The 26153-nt window shown below is 58.1% G+C and carries 23 protein-coding genes; 15 read left to right on the top strand and 8 right to left on the bottom strand.

The window, feature by feature from the left end; genetic code table 11:
- Positions 1-122: 122 nt before the first annotated feature.
- From KDX30_RS26855 to KDX30_RS26840, 4 genes are all read left to right on the top strand, one after another.
- The gene (locus KDX30_RS26855; protein WP_231677977.1) at positions 123-806 is read left to right on the top strand and encodes a sulfite exporter TauE/SafE family protein; all 684 of its coding nucleotides are present in this window, start codon (positions 123-125) and stop codon (positions 804-806) included.
- 72 nt (positions 807-878) lie between these two features.
- A complete protein-coding gene (hemN, locus tag KDX30_RS26850; RefSeq protein WP_231677974.1) occupies positions 879-2261 on the top strand; it encodes an oxygen-independent coproporphyrinogen III oxidase in 1383 nt (460 codons plus the stop codon).
- Between the two features lie 131 nt (positions 2262-2392).
- Entirely contained in the window at positions 2393-2689 is a 297-nt protein-coding gene (locus KDX30_RS26845; RefSeq protein ID WP_095096866.1) for a transposase, read from the top strand.
- Positions 2605-3519, top strand: coding sequence for an IS3 family transposase (locus KDX30_RS26840; RefSeq protein WP_231677976.1), 915 nt, complete (start codon positions 2605-2607; stop codon positions 3517-3519). The genes KDX30_RS26845 and KDX30_RS26840 overlap by 85 nt, the downstream gene beginning before the upstream one ends.
- Positions 3520-3587: 68 nt before the next feature.
- On the opposite strand, the gene KDX30_RS26835 is transcribed toward KDX30_RS26840, so the two are convergent.
- Positions 3588-4064, bottom strand: a complete 477-nt coding sequence (locus KDX30_RS26835) for a chemotaxis protein (RefSeq protein WP_231677973.1) — start codon at positions 4062-4064, stop codon at positions 3588-3590.
- Between the two features lie 152 nt (positions 4065-4216).
- On the opposite strand from KDX30_RS26835, the gene fnr reads away from it, so the two are divergent.
- Both fnr and KDX30_RS26825 read left to right on the top strand, forming a co-directional pair.
- On the top strand, positions 4217-4951 hold the full coding sequence (fnr, locus tag KDX30_RS26830) for a fumarate/nitrate reduction transcriptional regulator Fnr (RefSeq protein WP_231677972.1): 735 nt from the start codon (positions 4217-4219) through the stop codon (positions 4949-4951).
- 69 nt (positions 4952-5020) lie between these two features.
- Positions 5021-5566 (top strand): adenine phosphoribosyltransferase, encoded by a 546-nt coding sequence (locus tag KDX30_RS26825; protein ID WP_027900957.1) that lies wholly within the window; start codon positions 5021-5023, stop codon positions 5564-5566.
- A gap of 209 nt (positions 5567-5775) precedes the next feature.
- Here the strand turns inward: KDX30_RS26825 and recR are convergent, their stop codons facing one another.
- The 4 genes from recR to dnaX all read right to left on the bottom strand — a co-directional run bounded on the left by recR (position 5776) and on the right by dnaX (position 11076).
- The gene (gene recR, locus KDX30_RS26820) at positions 5776-6378 is read right to left on the bottom strand and encodes a recombination mediator RecR (protein WP_027900956.1); all 603 of its coding nucleotides are present in this window, start codon (positions 6376-6378) and stop codon (positions 5776-5778) included.
- A gap of 74 nt (positions 6379-6452) precedes the next feature.
- A complete protein-coding gene (locus KDX30_RS26815; RefSeq protein ID WP_122705272.1) occupies positions 6453-7487 on the bottom strand; it encodes an NADP-dependent oxidoreductase in 1035 nt (344 codons plus the stop codon).
- Between the two features lie 1038 nt (positions 7488-8525).
- Complete coding sequence (locus KDX30_RS26810) at positions 8526-8852, bottom strand: YbaB/EbfC family nucleoid-associated protein (RefSeq protein WP_027900954.1); 327 nt, start codon at positions 8850-8852, stop codon at positions 8526-8528.
- A 64-nt stretch (positions 8853-8916) separates the two neighbouring features.
- Positions 8917-11076, bottom strand: coding sequence for a DNA polymerase III subunit gamma/tau (gene dnaX / locus KDX30_RS26805; protein WP_122396526.1), 2160 nt, complete (start codon positions 11074-11076; stop codon positions 8917-8919).
- Between the two features lie 213 nt (positions 11077-11289).
- Between dnaX and KDX30_RS26800 the strand changes: the two genes are divergently transcribed.
- Positions 11290-12003, top strand: coding sequence for a substrate-binding periplasmic protein (locus KDX30_RS26800; RefSeq protein ID WP_231666655.1), 714 nt, complete (start codon positions 11290-11292; stop codon positions 12001-12003).
- 110 nt (positions 12004-12113) lie between these two features.
- On the top strand, positions 12114-13796 hold the full coding sequence (gene acpA, locus KDX30_RS26795) for an acid phosphatase (RefSeq protein ID WP_231677971.1): 1683 nt from the start codon (positions 12114-12116) through the stop codon (positions 13794-13796).
- A 239-nt stretch (positions 13797-14035) separates the two neighbouring features.
- On the opposite strand, the gene KDX30_RS26790 is transcribed toward acpA, so the two are convergent.
- Both KDX30_RS26790 and KDX30_RS26785 read right to left on the bottom strand, forming a co-directional pair.
- On the bottom strand, positions 14036-15082 hold the full coding sequence (locus KDX30_RS26790; RefSeq protein ID WP_231677970.1) for a GGDEF domain-containing protein: 1047 nt from the start codon (positions 15080-15082) through the stop codon (positions 14036-14038).
- Positions 15083-15293: 211 nt separating this feature from the next.
- A complete protein-coding gene (locus KDX30_RS26785) occupies positions 15294-15827 on the bottom strand; it encodes a DinB family protein (protein ID WP_122396529.1) in 534 nt (177 codons plus the stop codon).
- A 158-nt stretch (positions 15828-15985) separates the two neighbouring features.
- On the opposite strand from KDX30_RS26785, the gene KDX30_RS26780 reads away from it, so the two are divergent.
- Both KDX30_RS26780 and KDX30_RS26775 read left to right on the top strand, forming a co-directional pair.
- Positions 15986-16882: an EthD domain-containing protein gene (locus KDX30_RS26780; RefSeq protein WP_231677969.1), complete on the top strand. Its 897-nt coding sequence runs from the start codon at positions 15986-15988 to the stop codon at positions 16880-16882.
- Between the two features lie 275 nt (positions 16883-17157).
- Entirely contained in the window at positions 17158-18375 is a 1218-nt protein-coding gene (locus KDX30_RS26775) for an MFS transporter (protein WP_319941785.1), read from the top strand.
- A gap of 42 nt (positions 18376-18417) precedes the next feature.
- On the opposite strand, the gene KDX30_RS26770 is transcribed toward KDX30_RS26775, so the two are convergent.
- Positions 18418-18630 carry a hypervirulence associated TUDOR domain-containing protein gene (locus tag KDX30_RS26770; RefSeq protein WP_027899262.1) on the bottom strand — a complete coding sequence of 71 codons (213 nt, stop codon included), beginning with the start codon at positions 18628-18630 and terminating at the stop codon, positions 18418-18420.
- Positions 18631-18851: 221 nt separating this feature from the next.
- On the opposite strand from KDX30_RS26770, the gene KDX30_RS26765 reads away from it, so the two are divergent.
- The 5 genes from KDX30_RS26765 to KDX30_RS26745 all read left to right on the top strand — a co-directional run bounded on the left by KDX30_RS26765 (position 18852) and on the right by KDX30_RS26745 (position 25995).
- Positions 18852-20021 (top strand): GGDEF domain-containing protein, encoded by a 1170-nt coding sequence (locus tag KDX30_RS26765; protein ID WP_122396531.1) that lies wholly within the window; start codon positions 18852-18854, stop codon positions 20019-20021.
- A 163-nt stretch (positions 20022-20184) separates the two neighbouring features.
- The gene (locus KDX30_RS26760; protein WP_027899264.1) at positions 20185-20520 is read left to right on the top strand and encodes a hypothetical protein; all 336 of its coding nucleotides are present in this window, start codon (positions 20185-20187) and stop codon (positions 20518-20520) included.
- 391 nt (positions 20521-20911) lie between these two features.
- Complete coding sequence (locus tag KDX30_RS26755; protein WP_406644014.1) at positions 20912-23857, top strand: PAS domain-containing hybrid sensor histidine kinase/response regulator; 2946 nt, start codon at positions 20912-20914, stop codon at positions 23855-23857.
- A 562-nt stretch (positions 23858-24419) separates the two neighbouring features.
- Complete coding sequence (locus KDX30_RS26750; protein ID WP_099269787.1) at positions 24420-24917, top strand: RNA polymerase sigma factor; 498 nt, start codon at positions 24420-24422, stop codon at positions 24915-24917.
- A gap of 112 nt (positions 24918-25029) precedes the next feature.
- A complete protein-coding gene (locus tag KDX30_RS26745) occupies positions 25030-25995 on the top strand; it encodes a FecR family protein (protein ID WP_099269786.1) in 966 nt (321 codons plus the stop codon).
- The last annotated feature ends 158 nt before the right edge of the window (positions 25996-26153 follow it).

The following is a 26153-nucleotide window of genomic DNA, read 5'->3' as shown; positions in this document are numbered from 1 at the left end:
ATCGACTGACAGACCGAATCGCGGGCAAGCGCGCTCCTACAGGGTCCGTGTTTGCTGCGCGACAGCGTGGTGTCAGGGACACCGGGGCGACTCCCACAGGGATTTGCGACAGGCCAACACTCATGGCTGACCTTGTACCGTTATTAATCTCAGCCCTGATCCTCGGTCTGCTTGGTGGCGGTCACTGCCTGGGCATGTGCGGCGGGTTGATGGGTGCACTGACGCTGGCGATTCCGAAGGAGCAACGCAGCCGACGTTTCCGACTGCTGCTGGCCTACAACCTTGGAAGGATTTTGAGCTACACCTGCGCAGGTCTGCTGACCGGCCTGGCAGGCTGGGCCGTGACCAACAGCCCTGGCGCAACGACCTTGCGAGTCATCGCCGCACTGCTGTTGATCACCATGGGCCTGTATCTGGCCGGATGGTGGAGCGGCCTGACCCGTATCGAACGCCTGGGCCGCGGGCTGTGGCGCTATATCCAGCCACTGGCAAGTCGCTTGCTGCCAGTGTCGAGCCTGCCTCGGGCTCTGTTGCTCGGCGCACTGTGGGGATGGCTGCCGTGCGGTCTGGTTTACAGCACGCTGCTCTGGTCAGCGAGTCAGGGTAACGCCATCGACAGCGCCCTGCTGATGCTGGCTTTCGGTGTCGGCACCTGCCCGGTGCTGCTGGCTACCGGCCTTGCGGCAGAGCGCACGACCGCGTTGTTGCGTCAGCGTGACGTACGCATGGCGGGTGGCCTGCTGGTGATTGCCTTCGGACTCTGGACCCTGCCCGGCCCGCATCAGCACTGGTTGATGGGCCATTGATCCATATCAAAGGATCGAGCGCGCACTTCCCTAGACTGACCGACACTGCCAGCCTACCCAGGGAACGCCAACATGCTCGACGCCATCCGTTGGGATTCTGATCTGATTCGCCGCTACGATCTGGCGGGCCCCCGTTACACCTCCTACCCCACAGCGGTGCAATTTCACACTCAGGTCGGCGCTTTCGACTTCTTGCATGCGCTTCGCGACAGCCGCAAGGCCATTCGTCCCCTGTCGCTCTACGTGCATATCCCGTTCTGCGCCAACATTTGCTACTACTGCGCATGCAACAAAGTCATCACCAAGGATCGTGGTCGCGCCCAGGTTTATCTGCAAAGGCTAGAGCATGAAATCCAGATGATCGCCAGCCACCTTGATCCTGGTCAGGTCGTCGAACAACTGCACTTTGGCGGGGGCACGCCGACCTTTCTCAGCCACGACGAACTGCGTCAGTTGATGAGCCATCTGCGCCAGCACTTCAACCTGCCGGACGATGACTCCGGCGACTACGGCATCGAAATCGACCCGCGCGAAGCTGACTGGTCAACCATGGGCCTGCTGAGGGAGCTGGGTTTCAACCGGGTCAGCCTTGGGGTGCAGGATCTGGATCCGCAGGTTCAGCGTGCGGTGAACCGCTTGCAGAGTCTGGAAGAAACCCGGGCAATTATCGAAGCCGCACGGACCTTACAGTTTCGCTCGGTCAACATCGACCTGATCTACGGCCTGCCTAAACAGACGCCGCAGGGCTTTGCCCGCACAGTGGACGAAATCATTGCCCTGCAACCCGACCGGTTGTCAGTGTTCAATTACGCGCACCTGCCCGAGCGCTTCATGCCGCAACGGCGCATCGACAGCAACGATCTGCCTGCGCCGGGAGCCAAGCTACAGATGCTCGAAAATACCATTGAACAATTGACCAAAGCCGGATACCGCTACATCGGCATGGATCACTTCGCCCTGCCCGACGATGAACTGGCCATTGCGCAGGAAGAATCGACCCTGCAACGCAACTTCCAGGGCTACACCACACATGGCCACTGCGACCTGATTGGATTAGGGGTTTCCGCGATCAGCCAGATTGGTGATCTTTACAGCCAGAACAGCAACGACCTGGCTGACTATCAAAGCCAGTTGGCCAGTGACCAGTTGGCAACCAAGCGTGGCCTGATCTGCAATCAGGACGATCGCCTGCGCAGAGCGGTGATTCAGCAATTGATCTGCCATTTCAGTCTGGATTTCGCCGATATTGAAACCCGGTTCGATATCGACTTTCGGGCTTGTTTCAACGATTTGTGGCCGCAGCTCAGCAGCATGGCCAGCGACGGGCTGATCAGCCTGGAATCCACAGGCGTTCAGGTGCTGCCCGCGGGCCGATTGCTGGTGCGCTCGGTATGCATGGTGTTCGATGCCTACCTGACCCAGCAGAATCGCCAGCGTTTTTCACGGGTGATATGAACGGCGCTGACCTGTAGGAGCTGCCGAAGGCTGCGATGTCGGTGTGTCAGAAGGATCGCTTTCGCAGCCTTCGGTGTTGTGGCTCAATATTTATGGACCATGATGTAGGAGTATCAACCTAAGGAAGCATCATGGGATTTCGGGTCGTTACAGCCGAAGAAAAAGCCGAGGCTATTCGCCTTGTCGTTGAGTTGAATTACTCAGTGCCTAAAGCGTGTGAGCAGACTGGCGTAGGGCCTACCGCGTTGCGGCGCTGGGTTTCACGGTGGCGCAAGGAGCAGGTAGGAGCCGCGCAAACTACCCGGCCTCAGGATCAAGATCTCATCGACTCGCTGCAGGCCAGATTGGCACTGCTGGAGGCCGAGAACGATGTTTTAAAAAAGCAGTTGCCCTCTCATCTAAAGGTGCTGTTTGGCCGAAGAAAATGATTGAGGGCGCTACAAAGAAGCTGTCGGTTCGACGCTTGTGCTGCGTACTGAGCATACCTCGCAGCAGTTATTACGCCATGCGTCGGCCTCGAGCTAAACGCAGTATCGAGCCGCAGTTAGAGAAGAAGATCCGGCTTTTGCACAAAGAACATCGAGGCGCGCTGGGCAGTCGCGGATTTGTTAAAGCGCTGAAGGCACAAGGCGTCCAAATGGGGCGTCATCGTATGCGCAGCTTGATGAAGAGTCTGGGTTTGGTGAGGCGTCGGGCACAGCATGCGCACTATCGACGGGCTACCAAACCGTCCAACATTGCGCCCAATGTGCTGGCACGACGCTTTAACCCTGAACATCCCAACACGTTCTGGGCGGGAGACATTACCTATATCCGTGTCGGTGGTAGTTGGCTGTACCTGGCAATTGTGATGGATCTTTTCTCGCGCAGGATCGTTGGCTGGGCGTTTTCAAGGACGGCCGATACCGAGCTTTCATTGCAGGCTTTACGACTTGCGGTGGGGCTGCGCCGACCTTCTTCCGAGCTGGTGTTTCACTCGGATCAGGGATGCCAATACACCGCTGACCGCTTCGTTAGCTATCTGGCCGAGAAGCAAATCGTGCAGAGCATGAGTCGGCGCGGAAACTGTTGGGACAATGCGGTTGTGGAACGCTACTTCCGATCACAGAAACACGATTGGTCACCTGAGAACGGTTACTCGAATCACTTCGAGGCAGAACGAGACGTGATGGATTTTATTGCTCACTACAACCATCGACGTTGCCACTCTGCCTCGAATAACCTGCCGCCAGCTGTTTTCGAAAAACTGGCGGCCTAACACTCCTACGGAACGGTCCAAAAAAACTGGACCATTACACGGCAGCTCCTACAGGACGGGCCGCTCGCTTACATCTTGGCCAGCATCAGCATGCTGGCCTTGGCTTTATCGTCCGACTTCAACTGCAACGCGTTCATGACGTTGGACAGATCACCAGCGGAGGTACTGATCTGACGCTGATAAACCGCCGAAACGGTTTGCAGTGCAGCCGCTTTGGCCTGGCGCATATCGGGGCTTAAGGACTTGTCGTTCAGGGTCTTTTGCAACTCGGTATTCGATTGCGCCACCCTTTTCTGGGTATCACGCAACGAGATGAGGGCCTTCTGCACCGGGTCAGGCAAACCACTTTGCTTGATATCAGCATTGGCCGAACCCGTTAACGCCGCACGCGCCAGGCCGGCCGGCGAAAGATTGACTTCTACGCTCTGCGAGGCTGGCGCAGTCGGCGTGCTCTGTGGAGCGGCCTTTTCGGCAGCGGTTTTCTGCGCGGCGGCATTGGATGCCAGAAAAGCCCGACTGATGGCGGTAAGCGCGGATGACCACATGAGCGGCGACCTGTTCAAGATGCGGATTAACCAGAACTATCGACCAATGCACGCAAAGCTTGATAGCCATCCGGCGGCTCGTCACTGGTCTGAACAGTCCCGGGTGAGTTACCCTTATGACTTATGTGTGATTAACCACAAGGAATAAAGTGATGCCCGAGCCAGTCAAAGTACGCGCTCATACCCAGGCCCATTGCAAGGATTGCAGTCTGGCTCCGCTGTGCTTGCCACTTTCCTTGAATCTCGACGACATGGATGCCCTGGACCAGATCGTCAAACGCGGCCGACCGCTGAAAAAAGGCGAGTTCCTGTTCCGTCAGGGTGACACGTTCGGTTCGGTTTACGCGGTACGCTCCGGCGCACTGAAAACCTTCAACATCAGCGACGGTGGCGAAGAACAACTGACCGGCTTCCATTTGCCCAGCGAACTGGTGGGCATGTCGGGTATGGACGCCGAAGCCTATCCGGTTTCGGCCCAGGCGCTGGAAACCACCTCGGTCTGCGAAATTCCCTTCGAGCGTCTGGACGAATTGTCCGTGCAATTGCCACAACTGCGTCGTCAGTTGATGCGGGTCATGAGCCGGGAAATCCGTGACGATCAGCAAATGATGTTGCTGTTGTCGAAAAAGAACGCGGACGAGCGCATCGCGACATTTCTGGTCAACCTGTCCGCACGCTTCCGTGCCCGGGGCTTCTCGGCCAATCAGTTCCGCCTGAGCATGTCGCGCAACGAAATCGGTAATCATCTGGGGCTGGCGGTGGAAACCGTTTCCCGTGTGTTCACCCGCTTTCAGCACAACGAATTGATTGCAGCTGAGGGCAAAGAGATCAGAATCCTTGATCCGATCCAGCTCTGCGCACTGGCAGGCGGGGCTATCGAAAGCTGAGGGTGCGATTCAGGGCTGACGCCTTTAGACTAGGCCATCGATACAAACCTCCAGCCCTGGACCCATTTGATGATTTTCGACGAAGCCAGCTTCAAATCCCTGATTCGCCCGGTAGTGGACTTCCCCAAGCCGGGCGTCATCTTTCGCGATATCACCCCGCTGTTCCAGTCTCCCAAGGCTACGCGCCTGGTGATGGACAGCTTCGTGCAGCGCTACATAGAGGCTGACTTCAGCCATATCGGCGTGATGGACGCACGGGGTTTTCTGATCGGTTCAATTGTGGCTTATGAACTGAACAAGCCGCTGATTCTGTTTCGCAAGCAGGGCAAATTGCCTGCTGACGTCCTGTCAGAGGGTTATCAGACTGAATACGGTGAGGCATTTCTCGAAGTGCACGCCGACAGCCTGTGCGACGGTGACTCCGTGGTGATGTTCGACGACCTGATCGCCACTGGCGGAACGCTTATCGCTGCTGCCAACTTGATCCGCCGCATGGGCGCGAAGATCCACGAAGCCGCTGCGATCATCGATCTGCCGGAATTAGGCGGTTCGAAACGTCTGCAAGACCTGCAGATTCCAACGTTCTGCCTGACCAGCTTTGGGTTGACGGAGTAATTCGCTGCCTGACGCTGCGCTTTACCCAATACTCTGGACGCCCCGCTTTTGCGGGGTAACCAAGAACCTTGTGGGAGCGAATTCATTCGCGAATACGGTGGGTCATCCAAAAAATTATTGAGGACGACCCATTCGCGAATGAATTCGCTCCCACAGTAAATCGCATTTCAATCCAGACATGGATGCGCAGCCTGATTAAGTATCAGTGCTTACAACGCAATCGGCTTACGCCCTGCAAACGAGTGCGCCAGCGTCCCGCCGTCCACCAGTTCCAGCTCGCCACCCAGTGGCACGCCATGAGCGATGCGTGAGGTGATCAGACCTTTGTTGGTCAGCAACTGCGCGATGTAGTGTGCGGTGGCTTCGCCCTCGACCGTAGGATTGGTCGCCAGGATGACTTCACTGAAGGTCCCCTGCTCGTTGATGCGTGCCAGCAGTTGAGGAATACCAATGGCTTCCGGGCCCAGCCCGTCCAGTGGTGACAAGTGGCCTTTGAGCACGAAGTAGCGCCCGCGATAACCGGTCTGCTCCACGGCGTAAACATCCATCGGCCCTTCCACTACGCACAGCAATGTGTCGTCGCGGCGATTGTCCGAACATTGCGGGCACAAATCGTCTTCGGTCAGGGTGCGGCACTGCCGACAGTGCCCAACACCTTCCATCGCCTGGCTCAACGCCAGCGCCAGCCGTGAACCGCCACTGCGATCACGCTCAAGCAATTGCAGCGCCATGCGTTGCGCAGTTTTTTGACCGACACCCGGCAGGGTACGCAGGGCATCGATCAGTTGGCGAATCAGTGGGCTGAAGCTCATGGAGAAAGGTCCGACAAAAACACAAGACGCGGTTTATACCCGCGCCCTGCCTGTAGCGTCAATCAAGGGTTACGTCATGCGTCTGAGACGTGAACCACCAACTTGCCAAAGTTGCGTCCTTCCAGCAGACCAATAAAGGCTTCTGGCGCCTGCTCAAGGCCCTGCACTACGTCTTCACGGAATTTGATCTTGCCCTGTGTGACCAGTGGCGTCATTTCCCGGAAGAACTCTTCGTGGCGATCACCGTATTCTTCAAACACGATAAACCCCTGCATGCGGGCACGCTTGGTCAGCATCGTACGCAACAGCAGCGGCAGATCGTTTGGCCCTTCCGGTACGCCCTGGGCGTTGTACTGCGCAATCACGCCACACACGGGAATCCGTGCCCGGGGGTTGAGCAGCGGCAATACTGCATCGAAGACCTTACCGCCCACCAACTCGAAATAGATGTCGATACCTTTACCGCAGGCCTGCTTCAACTCTTCTGCAAAGTTGTCGCTCTTGTGGTCGATACAGGCGTCGAAGCCCAGCTCGTCAACAACATAACGGCACTTTTCTGCGCCACCAGCAACGCCCACCACTCGCAGGCCCTGCAACTTGGCCACCTGACCCACCACAGAGCCTACAGCGCCTGACGCCGCGGCAACGACGAGTGTTTCGCCTGCCTGTGGCTTGCCGATGTCCATCAATCCCATGTAAGCGGTCATGCCAGGCATGCCCAATACGCCTACAGCCATGGAATCGCTAGGCAGGTCTTTCGGAATGACTTTCAATGCAGCACCATCATTGATGCTGTGAGTCTGCCAGCCGGTCTGGCCAACTACGCGGTCGCCGACCTTAAATGCAGGATTACGCGACTGCTCGACGATGCTGACCGCACCGCCTTCCATTACCGCGTCGATTTCCACCGGATCGGCATAAGACGGTGCATCGCTCATGCGTCCGCGCATGTAGGGGTCCAGTGAAAGATAAAGGGTGCGCAACTGCACCTGCCCTTCCTGCAGATCGGGCAGCGCTTCACGCTCCAGTCGGAAGTTCTCCGGGGTCGGTGCACCGGTCGGACGCGAGGCCAGGACAATTCGCTGGTTAAGAATCAATTCTTGGGTCATCAAAGCGGCTCCTTGGAAATGAATTCTATGGGGTATGCAGAAGCAGACCATCGTGAGGCGGGGGCGTTCGATTGGATACCATGGCCCTGTTGGAGCGAGGCTTGCCCGCGAAGAAATCAACCGGGTTCATCTGCCCCACCGCAGCGCCTGCATCGCGGGCAAGCCCGGCTCCAACGGATCACCGCGAAATCTCTGTGGGAGCTGAGCTTGCTCGCGAAGAAATCAACCGGGTTCATCTGCCCCACCGCAGCGCCTGCATCGCGGGCAAGCCCGGCTCCCACAGATGAACACCGTCTCCTGTTGGAGCGAGGCTTGCCCGCGATGAAAGCAACCGGATTCATCTGCTCCACCGCAGCGCCTGTATCGCGGGCAAGCCCGGCTCCCACAGATGAACACCGTCTCCTGTTGGAGCGAGGCTTGCCCGCGAAGACATCAACCGGATTCATCTGCCCCACCGCAGCGCCTGCATCGCGGGCAAGCCCGGCTCCAACGGATCAGCGCGAAATCTCTGTGGGAGCTGAGCTTGCTCGCGAAGAAATCAACCGGGTTCATCTGCCCCACCGCAGCTCCTGCATCGCGGGCAAGCCCGGCTCCCACAGATGAACACCGTCTCCAGTTGGAGCGAGGCTTGCCCGCGAAGAAATCAACCGGATTTATCTGCCCCACCGCAGCGCCTGTATCGCGGGCAAGCCCGGCTCCCACAGATGAACACCGTCTCCTGTTGGAGCGAGGCTTGCCCGCGAAGAAATCAACCGGGTTCATCTGCCATACCGCAGCGCCTGCATCGCGGGCAAGCCCGGCTTCCACAGATGAACACCGTCTCCTGTTGGAGCGAGGCTTGCCCGCGATGAAAGCAACCAGATTTATCTGCCCCACCGCAGCGCCTGTATCGCGGGCAAGCCCGGCTCCAACGGATCACCGCCACCTCCTGTGGGAGCGAGGCTTGCCCGCGAAGAAGTCAATCGGGTTCATCTGTTCCACCCTTGAAAACAAAAATGCCAGGCACTTGGCCTGGCATTTTTGGGGAACAACCTGCAATCAGAACGGCAGTTTCATGCCCGGCGGCAATTGCATGCCAGCGGTCATGCTGGAAGTCTTTTCCTGGCTGGCCTGTTCGATTTTGCGTACCGCGTCGTTGACAGCGGCAGCGATCAGGTCTTCCAGAACTTCTTTGTCTTCCTGCATCAGGCTGTCATCCAGATTGATGCGCTTGACGTCATGGCGACCGGTCATCACGACGCTGACCAGGCCTGCGCCCGATTGGCCGGTGACTTCGGCATTGGCCAGTTCTTCCTGCATCTTGGCCATTTTTTCCTGCATTTGCTGCGCCTGCTTCATCAGGCCAGCCATGCCACCTTTCATCATGGGATATCTCCTCGAAAGTTGATTGTGTTAGCGGGTAGGAAACCATTCGGCCTCCCACCGTCAGTTAATGAGTCTGAGCCACCGGGGCATCCACGGGCTTAATCGTATCCTCCCGGATCACTGCGCCAAACTGTTCAAGCATCTGCTGGATGAACGGATCAGCATGAATCGACGCCTCTGCCTGCCGCTGACGCTCCACGCGCAACCGCGAAGCCGCCTGCGCAGGGGTTTCCTGCTCGGGCTTGATCAACTCGATCTTGAGGTTGATCGTGCGCCCGGTAAATTGATTCAGGCCATCGTTGATACGGCGCAACTGGGTTGCGTTGAACAAGGCACTGTGCCCCGGATCCAGGTGCAGCAACCAGTCATCACCGTCCATCGCGACCAGCGTGCAGTTGGAGGCAATGCTGCTGGTCATCCCGGAAATCGGCAACTTGTTAAACATGTCCAGCCATTCAGCAGCCAGACCCGTCGCTGGTTTGGCCGCCGGAGCCGGTTCAGGTTCGACCTCTTCAGTGACGGTTTCGTGCGCCAGTTCATCGAGGAAACTATAGGACGCGGGATCGATGTCCACATCCGGCTCAACATAATCATCATCCGGTGGCGGCTCGTCATCGCGATCCATCGGCGCGGGCACGTAAGCATCGGGGATGGCTTCAAGCATTGCGGGCGTCACGGCCTGCTCGGCAAAGGCCTCAGGCTGTGGCGCTTCCACCTCCGGCGCATCCGGCACCGGACTGGCTGGCGCGGGACCTGGCATCGGAGTGAGTTCCGGCTGTTCAGCGACGGTATCCAGCACTGGCTCGGCGACCAGTTCCTGGGCAGGCGTAGCAACCGGCTCAGGTTCGGATTTTTCCTCGGCTGCTGGCGGCAACGCTTGCGGCTCGTTCCAAGGCAGGTCAACCTCTTCGACCGGCTCAGGCTCACGAGCGGCAGGCACAGGAGTCGGCGCAACTGCCTGCGACTCAGCCTCGACAATCGGCTCGGCGACCGGCGCTGCAACAACAGGAGCGGCGGCCTGGACGGGAGCAACGGCTACCGGCGCGACAGCTGTCGCACCGGCCACTTGTTGTGGGGAATCAACTGTGGCCGGGTTGATTCCCACTGTCTTTAGCGGCTGCCTCGGGGCATCACTGCTGTCTGCGGGACGGAACGCCAACATCCGCAGCAGGACCATTTCGAAGCCGCCGCGCGGATCCGGTGCCAATGGCAGATCGCGTCGGCCGATCAAACCCATCTGGTAGTAAAACTGTACGTCTTCGGCAGGCAATGCCTGGGCCAGCGCAAGCACCCGGTCGCGGTCGCCGTGGCCGTTATCGACACCTTCGGGCAGCGCCTGGGCAATCGCCACGCGGTGCAGCACGTTGAGGATTTCCGACAACACGCCATTCCAGTCAGGGCCCTGTTCGGCCAAATGTCGGACGGCTTCGAGCAAACTGCGGGCATCGCCGTCGATCAAGGCAGTCAGCACATCGAACACCTGCCCGTGATCCAGCGTACCGAGCATCGCACGTACATCGGTAGCCATGACCTTGCCTTCGCCAAAGGCAATCGCCTGATCGGTGAGGCTCATGGCATCGCGCATTGAGCCGTCGGCGGCACGCCCCAACAACCACAGCGCGTCGTCTTCAAAAGGCACATTTTCGACGCCCAGCACATGGGTCAAATGCTCGACCACGCGCTCCGGCGTCATGTTTTTCAGGGAAAACTGCAGGCATCGGGACAAAATCGTCGCGGGCAGTTTTTGCGGATCAGTGGTCGCCAGGATGAATTTGACGTACGGCGGCGGCTCCTCAAGCGTCTTCAGCAGGGCGTTGAACGAGTGGCTGGAAAGCATATGCACTTCGTCGATCAAGTAGACCTTGAAGCGCCCGCGGCTCGGGGCGTATTGCACGTTATCCAGCAGTTCGCGGGTGTCCTCGACCTTGGTGCGGCTTGCGGCGTCGATCTCGATCAGGTCGACAAAGCGCCCTTCGTCAATCTCGCGACATACCGAACAGGTGCCACAGGGCGTCGAAGTAATGCCTGTTTCGCAGTTCAGACATTTCGCGATAATCCGCGCGATAGTGGTCTTGCCCACCCCCCGGGTGCCGGTGAATAGATAGGCATGGTGCAGGCGCTGACTGTCCAGGGCATTGATCAGGGCCTTCAGCACATGGGTCTGGCCGACCATTTCGCGGAACGAGCGCGGACGCCATTTACGTGCAAGAACCTGATAACTCATGGAAAACCGTCGCAACTGGGAAGCGGAAGACCGCTAATGCTAGCGGAGCAGGGGCAAAATTGCATCTGGTGTCCTCCTCTATTCTGACTAAGCTGTGCAAATGGATGTGAAGACACGCCGTAATCGGGTCTTTAGAGAGCGTTTTATACATGGCTCGTAGTTGAGGGACCTACTATGCGACGAATCCGCGTCAGTCTCGTAACGCTATTGCTGATGGTTGCCTTGCCTGTGGAGGCGACAGAACCGCCCCTGCGGTTTTCGGTAGCGGACAGCTGGTCGATGCCACTGGTCCAGCTGGACAATCATCAACCGACATCCGGAATTCTGTACGACATCATGCAAAGCCTCGCGCGTCAGGTAGGCCGTGAAGCTGAATACCGAGTAATGCCGCGCCCGCGGGTTCAGGGGGCGCTGGAGCGTGGCGAAATCGACATTCGTTGCTATGCAGCACAAGCCTGGGTGCCGAATCTCTCGGGGGATTACTTCTGGAGTCTACCGATCCTCTATCAGCGCGACTTGCTGATCGCCTCCGCCGCAACCGCCGCAGGGCCCTACCCCGAACAGTTCGATAACGAAACCATTGGCACCGTGCTGGGCTACAACTACCCCGACCTGCAATACCTGTTCGATAACCACCAACTGGTTCGCGAGGACGCCCGCAGTCAGGAGCAGACACTGCGAAAACTTGTTGCGGGACGCTACCACTACGCAGTAGCCAGCCAACTGGTGCTGGACTGGCTCAACCGTGACTTACCCGCCGATGAACAACTGAAATCCGTTGCCCTTATCGCTGATCAGCCGGCTGGCTGCATTATCCGTAACGATCCGGGCCTGCCAACGCAGAAAATTCTGCGCACGCTGGTACGCATGAGGGTTTCGGGTGAAATCCAGCAAATCGTTGATCGTTACACGGCGCCACGCACGTGAAAACAACCCCGGACACAGCGTATAGAAGGCGCTGTCGCAATACCGTCATATAGCGTGGATACGCTCGCCTGAAATATTTGGCAACATTTATCCTGGGCAGGTAATCCACGATGAGCGACAAACCGGACGATAACTCGCAGACCGACCCTGGCCGCCGCCGCTTTCTGGGCGGCATGGCTGCATTAGGGGCCGGCATGACACTGAGCGGCTATGCAACGGCTCAGGAAAAACCACCTGCATCAACGCCTGCCGTCGCACCTCTCACCGGTATGGCGCTTGATAAGGCGCTGCGCGACAACGTCAAAACCATCGTGGTGATCTACGCCGAAAACCGCAGCTTCAATAATCTGTTCGGTAATTTTCCCGGTGTGGAAAAGCCGCTGTCATCGCTGAAACCCGCCGACTATGAGCAGCGCGACCGGGATGGCTCATTGCTGAAGACCCTGCCACCGGCCTGGGGCGGCGTTCTGCAGATGGGACCACAAACGGTTGACGGAGTGAGTTACCCCGCTGGCGGACAGTTTCAGGAAAACCTGCCCAATGCGCCCTTCCCGCTCAAAGGCATGAACGGCGAAGACTTGCCTCTGAGCCTCGTGACCCGGGACCTGTGGCATGTGTTCTATCAGAACCAGATGCAGATCAACGGCGGCAAGAATGACCGCTTCGTCGCTTGGGCCGATTCGGGCGGCCTGCCCATGGGTTACTACGCACAAAGCCAGTATTCGTTGCGCCTGTGGGACGTCGCCAGGGAATTTGTGCTCTGTGACAACTTCTTCCAGAGTGCCTTTGGCGGCTCATTCCTCAACCACCAATACCTGATTGCCGCCACCGCGCCGATTTACCCGGATGCTGCCAATTCGGCGGCTAAATCACAGATTGCCCAATTGCAAAGCGATAACCCGAAAGATCCGCGCCTCAAGCCACTGGAGCAATCCCCGGCCAGCGCCATGAAAGGCGCACCGCAATTCGGCCCCAGCGCACTGACGCCTGATGGCTTTGCGGTTAACACTCTGGCACCGCCGTTCTGGCCAACCTGGCTGCGTGATCCGGCAAAACCGGACTATTCCAAGCCTGACCTGCCTAACGTGCTGGTGCCGCAGACTCACGAGCACATTGGCGACAAGCTTTCGAAAAAGGACATCGACTGGGCGTGGTACGCGGGTGCCTGGCAGGTCACGCTGGATGAATTCAAGGACTCTACCGGCATTCCGAAGATCCCTAACTTCCAGTACCACCACCAACCGTTCAATTACTTTGTACAGCAAGGCCCGCAAAACCCGGCCGAGCGCAAAAAACGCCTGCGCGATGGCGGGTTGGGCGATGAAGTCAGCAGCAATAAATTCCTTGCCGATGCCGAAGCAGGCAAGTTGCCTGCCGTGACCTTCTACAAGCCTCAGGGCAACCTGAACATGCACGCCGGATACGCTGACGTCGCGGCTGGTGATCGACATATTGACCGGGTGATCAAGGTGCTGCGCAACAGCCCGCAGTGGGAAAACATGGTCATCGTCATCACCGTCGACGAAAACGGCGGGTGGTGGGACCACGTGGCGCCTCCGCAAGGCGATCGCTGGGGGCCAGGCACGCGCATTCCGGCGTTGGTGGTCTCGCCTTTCGCCCGTAAAGGCACGGTGGATCACACCGTTTACGACACTGCTTCGATCCTGCGCCTCATCACTCGGGTTCACGGCCTGGAAAAGCTCGATGGTCTCAAGGAACGCGATCAAGCGATGACCGCTCGCGGGCAGACGCCTATGGGCGACCTGACCAACGCGCTGCACTTTCCCGCGTGATGAGCTGATTCATGGCGACGTACGTTAACCCGTAGGACCGAATTCATTCGGGAAGGCGGCATTTCAAGCGATACATCAGTTGCGGATGTATCGGCCCCTTCGCGAATGAATTCGCTCCCACGGATTTGTGTTTGCAGGCCAACATAGAATCTCCCGCAGAACCGGCGCAGCCCCATAGGACCAGCTTTAGCCGGGAGGAAGTCTGAATATTCGCTAAATTTTCTTTGGCGATGCACCGCTCACCCGGCCAGGACCACCTGATTACGCCCCTGCTGCTTGCCCTGATATAACGCCTGATCCGCTCGCTTGAGGGCGCTTTCAAAGCTTTCTCCCGAACGGATTTGGCTCACAGCCAAGGTTGCCGTAACGGTCAGCGGCCCCTGATCCACTTGCCCGACCCATTCGCGGATGCGCAACAGGATTCGATCAGCCACGGCCTGCGCCGCTTCTTCAGAGGCATCGGGCATCAACACCAGAAATTCCTCGCCGCCCCAGCGAGACGCCACATCTGTCGCACGCACATTGCTGCTGATGGCGTCAGCCACCCGCTGAAGGATCAGGTCACCCTGCTCGTGGCCCAGGCGGTCGTTGATCTGTTTGAAGTGGTCGACGTCCAGCAGAATAATCGCTGACGGCACCGAGTCGGCCAACTGCCGTACACCGAGCATCACCCGGCGTCGGGTGTAGAGGTTGGTCAGACTGTCGCGGTTGGCGGTCTGAAACAGGCTCAGTTGCATGGACCGCGTGAAGCGTACCGACAGAGCGGTGCCATGTAATAAAACACCGACCGCAGTCAACACATTGATGATGCCGAGTACATCAAGTAACTGCGGGGATACGCCAGAATTTATCCCCATGTATCCACGTAGAGCGAAGCCGCCCACCGATATCACAAGAATTGCCAAGTTAAGCAATAGCCGTATCCGACGAGCACTCTGGAAACTGAATGCGATGATCGGGATCACGCAATAGAGGTAGAAGTAGAAATTACTGTTCCAGCCCAGTATCCAGGTAGCCAGTAATGCATGAAGGATGATTTCTCCACTCATCAGCATGCCAGCCAGGCTGTAATGCCCGGCGCGGATGGCTCTGAGGCACGCCACATACGCCAGAATGCTGAAGCCGTTGCCCACCGCCAGCAAAGGGACTTTCAGCGCGCTGAACAAGACAAACAAAACGAGATGAATACAAAAAGCAATCTGCACGATGGGCACGATGTGCTGCCAGAACTGTGCGGTGGTTTCACGCAACAGTTGCGCACGGTCACTCGCCGATAGGGTGTTCATGAAGCAGCCTCAGTGGGGTGATGCATCGCAGCCGCAGCAGTCAGGCGAGGAGCGAATCAGCATTGTATTTATGTCAGGTTATCGGCGGACATCAAGTGGGCTTGATGTCGGTCACAGAGAGGGTCCGTTGGTTCGGGTACTACGAGCACATGATGGCACATTGAGTTCCCCAAGCCTGGCGCCTCATGCCGTTTTCGTGCAGATGAACAACCTAGCTATCCACAATCAACGACAGCAGATCCGTTGAACCGACATCGACTCCGGCCTGCGTCAGCAACGTTGTCGCCTGCCCGCGATGATGGGTCTGATGATTGAAGAAGTGGATCAGTAAGCCATAGAAATCTCGCGCTGCCGCAATCCCGGCGGTATTGGTGTAGTGCAGCACAACGTCCAGATCATCCTCTTGCAGCTCTGTGGCCCACTCGATGATGGCCTGATCAATCCATCTGCGCTGCAAGGTCAGTTCCGCCAGGTTGTTGAAAACCTGCTCGTTCAGGGCCTGAGGATTACGTAAACCACACACTCTATCCAGCGCTGGAAACCCTGCCGGGTGCCGTGCGAAGCGCTTGAGCCAGATGGTGTCTGCCACCAGCAGATGGTTCAGCGTTCCCAGAATTGAACCGAAGAATGCATTGCGGTTTGCGTTCAACGCTTCCGCCGGCAAGCTTGCAGCAGCGAAATACAGCTTGTCGTTCATCCAGAGATTGTATCTGGCCATCAACTGGAGATGATCAAGGCGGGTCAAGGCAAAAGCTCCGGGCAATCGGGTGATGCCTCTAAGTTTGCCAGTTCTGAAGGATGTGCGCGCCAACTTGCTGGATCCACCGTCAGAAAAACCGAACGACTCGCCGCCCTCCCACTCTCAACTTCATGCCGATAACTTCCCCGCTTAATGGTCAGGTCATGATTGAGATCAACAGCTACACCACAGTAAAACGACGCGAGCGCGTTCCCCACGACATTTTCGCCACCTATTGGCGTGACGTGCATGGCCCGCTCTGCTCCCGGCTACCGGGACTTGGCTTGTATATTCAGCATCACTTTTCCCGCAATCAGGACGCTCACCTGTGGCCGTTGGCCGATGGCATTAAAGAGATAGGTGACTACGAGCTGGATGGCGGCGTCGAAATCGGATTCGCCTCCGCCCAGGATCAAAAACAGTTCCAGGCCGTCTGCCCGATACTGTTCTCGGACGAACAGAACATGTTCGAGGAAACCCTGGCCTACGACCTGCCAGACGGTTCGGCAACCGTGGTCAATCGCCTGAACGACGAAAAATTTAACGGCACTGACAGATTCGACCGCATTCACGTGCATTTCAGCCCGCGCACCAGCCTTGCCACGTTGCATGAATACATTGCCAATGATCTGGCCAAGGTGTTGGCCGGTGCAGAAGAAGTCTTGAAGTTACGCCTGCACCTGAATCACCCGTTCAACAACGATGGCATGCATCCCCCGGCCCCCAACGTTGCGCATCACGCCGACACCGCGCGCGCAGAACTAGTGGTGATGGAAATAGCCTTCGAGAGCCCACTAGCCCGGCGTCGTTTCTTCGAAAGCCCGGTGTTTCAGGCCACCCTGGCAGGACAATCTGAACACATCTCCCAGCTCAAAGCCTTTGCGGTCTCCGGACTCTACACCTACGTGCGCGACGGTGAGATCACCACGGCTGGCCTGCGTGGCAGCCGTGCAGCTGAACTGATCGAGTATCTGGGGGCAGTCAATCAGCGAACGCCGGAAGTTGAGCATCTGCTGCTGAAAGGCGTGTTGAGCGCTACTGAAAGCAAAAACGCTAGTTGATCAACTCAAGTAAGAACCTGAACACCTGATTTGGCTGTCGCACTTTAAACACAGGATCTGTAGGAGCTGCCGAAGGCTGCGATCGCGGTGTATCAGGAGAAACGCATCGCAGCCTTCGGCAGCTCCTACAGAAAGTGCATTTCAGTCCAATGGCTTGCATGTTATTTGATGAGCCACCGCGCGGCTTCATGGGCCGCTCCCGTCCCTCTGCAAGGCAGGCCCTATACCCAACAGTTATTTGACCATTTGATCAACTCTGCCTAGGGTAGCGGGCCTTGTTCAAGACCGAGATACCTGCAACCGATATGACCAGCATGACCCACCGCTCCAAACTACCGCCTGACGTCTACCTGCTGGCGTTGACGATTTTCTCCCTGGTGACCGCAGAATTCATGGTTGCCGGGATGATGCCTGCGCTGGCCGATGCCTTTTCGGTCAGCCTGGCGCAAGTAGGCAACCTCATCGCCTTCTATGCCCTGGGCATGGCATTGGGCGGGCCTCCTGTGACGGTATTACTGCTCAGCCGGGGCATCAGCAACAAGCGTGCGCTGGTTGGACTGCTGGCGGTTTATGTAGCCGCCGGAATTCTGGCCGCAATAGCGACCAGCTATCCCGTACTGGCCTTTGCGCGAATCCTGATGGGCGTGGCAAGCGCCGCGTGCATCGGGCTATGCCTCACGGTGTGTGCAGGAATGGTCGCGCGCGAAGTTCGAGGTCGCGCCGTGTCGGTGGTGCTCGCGGGCCTGATGCTGTCCCCGGTCGCAGGGGTTCCGATGACTGCCTGGGTCGAGCACCATTATGGCTGGCGTGCCAGCTCCTGGCTGGTCGTAGGCCTGGCGCTGATCTGTAGTGCCCTTGCGGCGGCGCGCCTGCCGACCAGTGAAGCAGGCAGCGAACCGGCGCTAAGCCGACAGTGGGCCACACTGAAAAACCCGAGCCTATGGGGCGCTTACGTCACCAGCGGCCTGATTATCGGTGCAACTTTTGCAGCCTTCAGTTATTGCACTCCGATCCTGATTCAGGAAGTGGGTCTGGAGCCGGCTCATGTCGCCCCGATGCTGGCCTTGTATGGCCTGGCTAATCTGCTGGGCAACATGATCGTCGGGCGCATCGCGGACCGATACACCTTTCAGGCCCTCGGCTGGGGTCTGCTTTTGCTGGTGCTCGCGTTGACGGGCTTCGCGCTGGCGGGCGATCACCTCTGGCTGAACCTGACCTGCTTCATCCTGCTGGGCCTGACAGGTGTGGCGCTCAACCCGGCAATGGTCGCACGTGTGATGAAGGCCGCTGAGCCCGGCGCGCTGGTCAACACACTGCACACCTCGGTGATAACCGCCGGGCTTGCATTCGGCAGTTGGGCTGGAGGCACTGCCATTGATGCAGGCTATGGCCTGCGTGCTCCGCTGTGGGTCGGCGCAGCACTGGCGTTGCTGGGGCTGCTCAGCCTGGCGCGGCCACTGGCGGCGCGCAGTGCTGCCAGGTCTTGCGCGTAACACCCCTTGGTGTGCAAGTCGTCGCAATGCGCGACGGCTGATTCATCGAGCTCGATGCAATGCCCCGCCGTGATGCATCGCCAGATGCCCGGTCTTGTCACTCTTGACCTCATATTGAGGATCATCTTTCGAGGCCGGTCGGTGTTTGCCCATGAACTCCACGTCTTTTGTGTGGATCCTGGTCACTTTGCCATGGATCTCACCTGCTTCGGAGTTCCAGCGCACGGCGTCGCCTGTCTTGAATGATGTGGTCATCGAATACTCCTGGCAATAAAAGCTCTCGCCGCAGAAAAGATAGGGGTTATCGGATTACTCAGGCAGTGCCATTACTTATCGAGCCAGCGCCGACAGAGAAATTCACTTTTATCGCACCGATGGTTTTTGCCTCGCAGAAATGTTGTATCCGGCGCTCTGAAATATCTGCGCAAACGCATACAATCCTGCCCTTATCCAACATCAGAAAGGCCCACCGATTCATGTCGCTCGATCCACCCACGCTGCTGGTCCTCACCATCGCACTCGCCGCAGCGGCCTCACTCTATCTGGCAGTCGAGTGGCGCACTGTGCGTGAGTCTTCACTCCTGTTCTGGAGTGCCGGTTTCGCAACGATCAGCTTAGGATCAACCCTCGCCTTATTGCGCGCGAGCGGTTTTTTGCTGATCGGCATATGGGTGGCAAACGGCCTCTTGGTGGCGGCCCACGCCCTGTTTTTATTAGGTGTGGCACGTTTTACGGAAACGCGTCTATCACGGACCTGGTACCTGATTCCCGTGGCCTGGCTGGTACTGCTTCTACTACCAGCCGATCCGTCGTGGTCGAAAGTCATGCTGGTGGTCAACTCTCTGCTGGTAGCCCTGTTGACGTTGAGAGCCAGCGCCCTCCTGCGTCCCCATGGCAGCTCGCTGAGTATCGGAGCCGTTCAGCTACGTTACGTGCTAATGGTTCATGGCCTTTTCTATATTGCCAAGGCGATACCGGCAGTATTGCCGGGCACATTGATCGACCTCGCCGCCTTTCGTGGCGAGATCATTCAGATTTCACTCGTTGAAGGCGCCATGGCAATCATGCTGATTGCACTTTCCATGACCGGAACCGAACGCTACCGGCGAGAAAAGCGTATCGCCCGGCTGGCCGCCCGAGATCCATTGACGGCGCTGTATAACCGCCGGGCACTTGAAGTCCGGGCTCCGCGCCTGCTCGATCAGGTGACAAGCGCTCGACCCGGCGCTCTGCTGCTGATTGATATCGACAACTTCAAACTGGTCAACGACCTGTTCGGGCACAATGCAGGCGACCGATTGCTGGTCACCCTGAGCGAGATGGTCCGCTCAGTTCTGCCCGAAGGCGCGCTGGCGGCACGACTGGGCGGTGATGAGTTCGTCATTTTGTTGAGTAACGCCTCTCGCGAGACGGTGCTGGCGCTCGGCAATGAGCTGCGCAGCCAGTTTCACACAACCACCTCACAAACTTTCATCACGCCTCAGGCGGTTACCCTGAGTATCGGTGCCAACCTTTTCGAGCACCCTCCTGCCAGCCTGGCGGCATTGATCGAACAGGGTGATGCGGCGCTTTACACCTCCAAACGTGAGGGGCGCGACAGCATTCGCGTGGTCGACACGCGTAACGATTCAGCCCAGGCACATTAACCATCCGGATCCGCAACTTTGCATTACGCTCTATCCCCACGCAGCGATGCATGACATAGCGCTAAACCTTGTAGGAAGCATCGTTTCAATCTGTAGGAAGTACGGTTAAAGTGTCGCCCCCGAGAAATTGGATCCCGGGTTTTCCGCTATGGAGTTTTCCCCAGTGAAGTACATCAGCAAAGTTGCCGCGTCCGCAGTTCTTGGTCTTGCTCTGGCAGGCTGCACCGGCACCGCGATCAAATCCCCGCACTACGACAGCAACCAATACACCGTACTGGGCCACAGTGAGGCTAGCGCCACTGGCCTGATGTTGTTCGGTATCATCCCGATCCGTCAGAACAGCCGCTTCGTCCGTGCTCAGAAATCCGCCATCGACGCTAAAGGCGGTGACGCGATGATCAACACTCAAGTTCAGGAAAACTGGTTCTGGGCCTGGGTTCTGAGTGGTTACACCACCACTATCTCCGGTGATGTCATCAAGCTGAAAACCGCGCAGTAACAGCACACTGTGATCTTCAGTTGAATAAACGAGCGATGTCACAAGACTGCTCGTCTAAAGAAAACGCCGCTTGTCTCGATAACGAGAAAGCGGCGTTGTTGTTTCTGTGACCTGAATTCAGTCAGATACGCCCGCGCCCGACGGCCCGTTTTAGCCCGCGATTCAACGCACCGTTGGAACCGACTTCAATGTGGACAAGTCATAAACGCGTTAACGACCTGATCAACGCCTTTGTTTATTAGAGAGAATCGGGATAGCCAGCTGCGCTACAGAGGATTCGTGCGTGCGCGAACCCGGTATTTCTGACCTGATGCGGTCATCAAGGAGCAACAATGCCAACGTGGGAAATGCTTTGAAAGATCTGACTCGCGAAGAGCTTGAGGCTGAAGTCGTGCGCCTGCGCAAAGCCCTTGAGGACGCTGGAGTCAATCCACAGCATCCCGCTGAAATGCCGATCAATTGCAGCGATGCTCAACCTGTCAGCGACACAGCAGCGAGTGCAGCATCCTCAGTGCAGGACAGCCCCACCGCGGTCGCCAGCAGCGAAACGCGCCAGCAGGCGATCTTCGAAAGCGCCATTGACATCGCGATGATCGTGACCAGTCCGGACGGGATCATCACCGACTGGAACCCTGGTGCCGAACTGGTGTTGGGCTGGACCAGCGACGAAATGCTGGGCCAGACAGCTGAACGCTTCTTCACTCCGGCAGACCGCGCCAGCGGCCAGATAGAACGCGAGATGCGCTATGCCCTAAAGGACGGGCGGGCCCTGGATGAGCGGTGGCATCTGCGCAAGGGTTATAAAAAGTTCTGGGCATCCGGCGAGATGATGCCGCTGTATGACGATGACAACGCCCACCTTGGCTTCGTCAAGATTTTGCGCGACCGCACCAACGAGCACATGGCAGGCCTGGCGATAGAAGAAACCCAGGAGCGGTATCGACTGGCGGCTAAAGCGACCAACGATGCCATCTGGGACTGGGATCTGCTCGCCAACGAAGTGCTGTGGAACGAAGCACTGGAAGAAGCTTATGGTCACGCTCTGGCCACTATCGAGACCACCGGTGAGTGGTGGATCGCCCAGATTCATCAGGATGACAGGGTACGTATCCACGACTCTATCCATGCTCTGATCGATGGCACCGACTGTGCCTGGACTGAGAGTTACCGCTTCCGTCGTCAGGATGGCTCCTACGCCGATGTCCTGGATCGCGGGCATGTGATACGCAACGCCGAAGGCCAGGCCGTACGGATGATCGGCGCAATGCTCGACCTGTCCCGGATGCGCACTGCAGAAAACGCCTTGCGTCGAAGTGAAGACCGATTCAGAACCATTCTGGAAACGATTGAGTCAGCGTTCGCGATTGTCCAGGTCAAGTTTGATGCCGACGACCAGCCGATCGACTACCGCTTCGTCGAGGCCAACCCCGCTTTCGAACGTCAGGCCGGGGTCAACCTGCGCGGCAAATGGGTGACTGAATTCGCTCCGGATCTGGAGCGCTTCTGGTTCGAGACCTACGGGCATGTTGCCAAGACCGGGGAACCAGCCACGTTCGAAAACTATGCCGAAGCTTTCAAACGCTGGTTTGACGTGCGGGCCGTCAGCGTGGGGGACCTTGCCGACAGACAGATCGCGATTATCTTCAGTGACGTCACGGAGCGGCGCAACGCTCAGGAACGCTTGCGGGTCAGCGAAGCGATTGCCCGGCAAAACGTGGAGCGTGTGCAACTGGCACTGGCAGCCGGCGCTATTATCGGCACATGGCACTGGGACGTACCCAACGACCGCATCACCATCGACGAAGGCTTCTCACATGCCTTTGGACTTGACCCGGCGCTGGGGCTTGAAGGGCTGAGCATCGCGCAAGTGACTGACTCGGTTCATCCGGAAGACTTGCGCAGTCATGAGGAAGCAATCAGCACGGCGTTGGCCAAGGGTGGTGCCTACGTTCATCAGTGCCGCGTGCGGCGCGCCGATGGCAAATACTATTGGATCGAAGCCAACGGACGGGTCGATCTGGCAGCGGACGGCAGCCCGGCAAGCTTGCCGGGCGTGGTCATCGACGTAGAAAGCCGGCGCTCCATCGAAGCCGAACGTGACCGGGCGACTGCCGCGTTGCGTGCACTCAACGAAACACTGGAGCTACGTGTCGCTGAGCGAACCGTCGAGCTGATGCAGGCGGAAGAGAAACTGCGTCAGTCGCAGAAAATGGAAGCAGTCGGCCAACTGACTGGCGGGCTGGCGCATGATTTCAATAACCTGCTGGCCGGTATCTCCGGTGCCCTTGAGCTGATGAGCTCGAGAATCGCTCAGGGCCGCTGGACCGAAACCGAGAAATACATCAGCACGGCACAGGGAGCTGCAAAACGCGCCGCTGCGTTGACTCATCGCCTTCTGGCCTTCTCCCGTCGGCAAACCCTCGATCCGCGGCCAACCAACGTGAATGCCTTGACGGTGGGCATGGGTGAACTCATCCAGCGCACGGTGGGCCCGAGCATCGCCGTGCAATTTGCAGGCAAAGAGGATGTCTGGCCAACGCTGGTTGACAGCAGCCAACTGGAAAATGCCCTGCTGAATCTGTGTATCAATGCCCGTGATGCCATGCCGGAGGGCGGACGCATCACGATTGAGACCGAGAACCTGTGCATGGGTCGTGACGCGGCCAGCACTCACGAAATGCGCGAAGGCGAGTACCTAGCGCTGAGTGTCACGGACACCGGCACTGGCATGACGCCTGAAGTCATCGCAAAAGCCTTCGACCCGTTCTTTACCACCAAGCCGATTGGCCAGGGTACAGGTCTTGGCCTGTCCATGATTTATGGATTCGCCAAGCAATCGGGCGGACAGGTGCGCATCCATTCGCAGGTCGGTGTGGGTACAAAAATCAGCATTTACCTACCCCGTTACGACGGTGAAGCCACTGAAGATCCAGGCGAGTCGGACAAGACATCGGTTGCGCCAGCGGACTCTGGCGAAACCATTCTGATCGTGGATGACGAGCCGACGGTGCGCATGCTGTTGATGGACGTCCTCAGCGATCTCAACTACCGCGTGATCGAGGCCGGTGACAGCGTCGCCGGGCTCAAAGTGCTGCGTTCCGACGTACACATCGACCTGCTGATCACCGACGTAGGGCTACCGGGCGGCATGAACGGTCGGCAGATGGCTGACGCGGGCCGGGAAGTCAGGCCCACGCTGAAAACCCTGTTCATCACCGGCTACGCCGAAAATGCTGCCATCGGCGACGAACAACTCGGCCCGGGGATGCAAGTACTGACAAAACCCTTCGCCATCGACACCCTCACCTCCCGAGTGCGGGAGCTGATCCGGTCGTAGCAAAAAGCACCCCACTGATCCATGTGGGAGCCGGGCTTGCCCGCGAAGAACGATAACTCGGTGTGCCTGACAGACCGAGGCGCCTGTATCGCAGGCAAGCATCACTCCCCAAGTTGGTAACATCTCAAGCTCATGCAGGACCGGTGGGACCGAATTCATTCGGGAAGGCTGTATTTAGTCGATACAAAGGCTGCGCATTCACCGGCCTCTTCGCGAATGAATTCGCTCCCACCGGGATCGACGCTTGCAGGCGAACATAGAACCTCCCCCATAGACTTGCGCAATCCTGTGGGAGCCGGGCTCGCCCGCGAAAAACGGTAACGCGGTTTGCCAGGCAGACCGAGGTGCCTGCTTCGTCGGAGTGCCGCCCAGACCAAGCAACGCTCCAACAGATACCGCTGATCCCTGTTGGAGCCGGGCTTGCCCGCGAAGAACGGTAACGCGGCGTGCCTGACGGACCGAGGCGCCTGCCTGGCAAGCAACCAATAAACCTCACTAGCGCAAATGATTCTCGTTTGTGATATTTTGCCGCGCTTGCTTCCATGCCAGTTAAGGTGGCCTCATGTCCGGCTCAGATCTCAAGGCGTTATATCTCGCCCATCGCGGAGAAATTCAGGCTTATCTGGATCGTCGCTTGCGCTGCAAAGAGACCGCTGCCGACCTGACGCAGGACACCTTCATCCGCCTGTCAGAGCAGATGGGCCGGACACGCATCGAAAACTTTCGCGCCTACCTGTTCTCCAGTGCCCGTAACCTGTTTATCGATCACACCCGACGTCAGGAGCATCGCAAAGGCGAGCCGCTGGATCTGCAGGACATGAGCGAAGCCGAACAGCGAACCCCGACGCTGGAGCAGGCGGCCATTGCCAATCAACAACTGTCGGCACTCAATGAAGTGATTCAGAACATGCCGGAACCCTGTCGTGAGGTGTTCCTGATGGTGCGGGTCGAAGGCCTGACCTATGTAGAGATTGGCGAACGCCTCGGGATCTCCTCGAAAACCGCCTTCAGTCGAATGGTCAGAGCCCTGGATTTGTTGAAACTCGGGATGCCCGAGTGAGCCCCTTTACTCGACTGAAACCAGGCAACCTGGCAAGCCGGCAGCGGACGAGTGCAGGCGTGCTGGATTACACTGCGCCGACAGCACCCGCCCACCCTGAATTGATTGCCCTATGAGCGCTGAACCTCCGATTCTTCACCCCTCCGCTGCGCAGCCTGATGACGTGAGCCATCAGGCCAGCGTGTGGTTTGCGCTGATGCACGGCGGATCAGCGACTCCGGCCGAGCACGAAGCGCTGGCAGCATGGCTCGACGCTGATCCCCTGCATGCTCAGGCGTATGCCCGACTTGAAAAACTGTGGGCAGCGTCAGCCCTTGTAGCTAAACCGCCAGCTCCTGCGGTCGGCACTCAGTTATCCCGGCGTCGCTTTGTCGGATTGGGTGTAGCGGCATGCGCTGTCGCCGTCACAGCGAGTGCAACGACGCTCTGGCTGAAGGGCATCGGGTCACCGTTTGCGGACTTGCGGACCGCCGTGGGTGAACGGCGCACGGTACGTCTGGCCGATGGGTCTACGGTTGAACTCGCCGGCAACACCGCGCTGAACATCGACTTTTCCTCCACACAACGGGCCGTGGAACTGCTGCAGGGCGAAGTATTTTTCAACGTTGTGCCAGCCGCTGTCGGCGAGCTTTCGATCAACACAGAAGCCGGTCGGGTACTGGCCAACAACGGCGAGTTCTGCCTGTCATGCGACAGTGAGAACACGTTGCTGACCGTGAGTCGAGGCACCGTACGCGTGGTTACCGCGAGCCAGCAAACCGACCTGGGAGAAGGCCTTTCATTGCGTTTCAGTGCCAATCGGGCGGAGGAGATCCAGCACGCGGAGCTGGATCAGGTGCTCGCCTGGCGCAATGGTCGACTGGTGTTCTTCGACAAACCGCTGAGCGCGGTCGTCAGCGAACTTCAACGCTGGCGAGAAGGCAGAATATTCATCGCGGACCCGCAACTGGCGGCGCGACGGGTCAGTCTGATTCTCAACCTGAATCGACCTGACCAGATGCTGGATGTGCTTTCCAAGGCCCTGGCAGTGAGGATCACGAGCTACACCGACCTTGTGACCATCATTCACGCCGCATGATCGTCAAAGACAGCCGCGAGGCATTGATTTTGACGAGGACATGGCAGCGCACGTGCTGACGCCCTCCCGGCTAAAGCCGGTCCTATGTATGGACTCGCCCCTACATTCAACCTGCTTTTGAACACTGCTACCCGGTTGCATCTATGTATAAGGCCTAT

The organism is Pseudomonas quasicaspiana (genome assembly GCF_021147825.1).
Taxonomy (GTDB): Bacteria; Pseudomonadota; Gammaproteobacteria; order Pseudomonadales; family Pseudomonadaceae; genus Aquipseudomonas; species Aquipseudomonas quasicaspiana.
This window is presented reverse-complemented; position numbering and strand designations above follow the sequence as displayed.

What these genes read in the sequence shown, in the direction of transcription:
- KDX30_RS26855 (WP_231677977.1), top strand. Translation starts at nt 123, where the DNA reads ATGGCTGACCTTGTACCGTTATTAATCTCAGCCCTGATCCTCGGTCTG.
- hemN (WP_231677974.1), top strand. Translation starts at nt 879, where the DNA reads ATGCTCGACGCCATCCGTTGGGATTCTGATCTGATTCGCCGCTACGAT.
- KDX30_RS26845 (WP_095096866.1), top strand. Translation starts at nt 2,393, where the DNA reads ATGGGATTTCGGGTCGTTACAGCCGAAGAAAAAGCCGAGGCTATTCGC.
- KDX30_RS26835 (WP_231677973.1), bottom strand. Translation starts at nt 4,064, where the DNA reads ATGTGGTCATCCGCGCTTACCGCCATCAGTCGGGCTTTTCTGGCATCC.
- fnr (WP_231677972.1), top strand. Translation starts at nt 4,217, where the DNA reads ATGCCCGAGCCAGTCAAAGTACGCGCTCATACCCAGGCCCATTGCAAG.
- KDX30_RS26825 (WP_027900957.1), top strand. Translation starts at nt 5,021, where the DNA reads ATGATTTTCGACGAAGCCAGCTTCAAATCCCTGATTCGCCCGGTAGTG.
- recR (WP_027900956.1), bottom strand. Translation starts at nt 6,378, where the DNA reads ATGAGCTTCAGCCCACTGATTCGCCAACTGATCGATGCCCTGCGTACC.
- KDX30_RS26815 (WP_122705272.1), bottom strand. Translation starts at nt 7,487, where the DNA reads ATGACCCAAGAATTGATTCTTAACCAGCGAATTGTCCTGGCCTCGCGT.
- KDX30_RS26810 (WP_027900954.1), bottom strand. Translation starts at nt 8,852, where the DNA reads ATGATGAAAGGTGGCATGGCTGGCCTGATGAAGCAGGCGCAGCAAATG.
- dnaX (WP_122396526.1), bottom strand. Translation starts at nt 11,076, where the DNA reads ATGAGTTATCAGGTTCTTGCACGTAAATGGCGTCCGCGCTCGTTCCGC.
- KDX30_RS26800 (WP_231666655.1), top strand. Translation starts at nt 11,290, where the DNA reads ATGGTTGCCTTGCCTGTGGAGGCGACAGAACCGCCCCTGCGGTTTTCG.
- acpA (WP_231677971.1), top strand. Translation starts at nt 12,114, where the DNA reads ATGAGCGACAAACCGGACGATAACTCGCAGACCGACCCTGGCCGCCGC.
- KDX30_RS26790 (WP_231677970.1), bottom strand. Translation starts at nt 15,082, where the DNA reads ATGAACACCCTATCGGCGAGTGACCGTGCGCAACTGTTGCGTGAAACC.
- KDX30_RS26780 (WP_231677969.1), top strand. Translation starts at nt 15,986, where the DNA reads ATGATTGAGATCAACAGCTACACCACAGTAAAACGACGCGAGCGCGTT.
- KDX30_RS26770 (WP_027899262.1), bottom strand. Translation starts at nt 18,630, where the DNA reads ATGACCACATCATTCAAGACAGGCGACGCCGTGCGCTGGAACTCCGAA.
- KDX30_RS26765 (WP_122396531.1), top strand. Translation starts at nt 18,852, where the DNA reads ATGTCGCTCGATCCACCCACGCTGCTGGTCCTCACCATCGCACTCGCC.
- KDX30_RS26750 (WP_099269787.1), top strand. Translation starts at nt 24,420, where the DNA reads ATGTCCGGCTCAGATCTCAAGGCGTTATATCTCGCCCATCGCGGAGAA.
- KDX30_RS26745 (WP_099269786.1), top strand. Translation starts at nt 25,030, where the DNA reads ATGAGCGCTGAACCTCCGATTCTTCACCCCTCCGCTGCGCAGCCTGAT.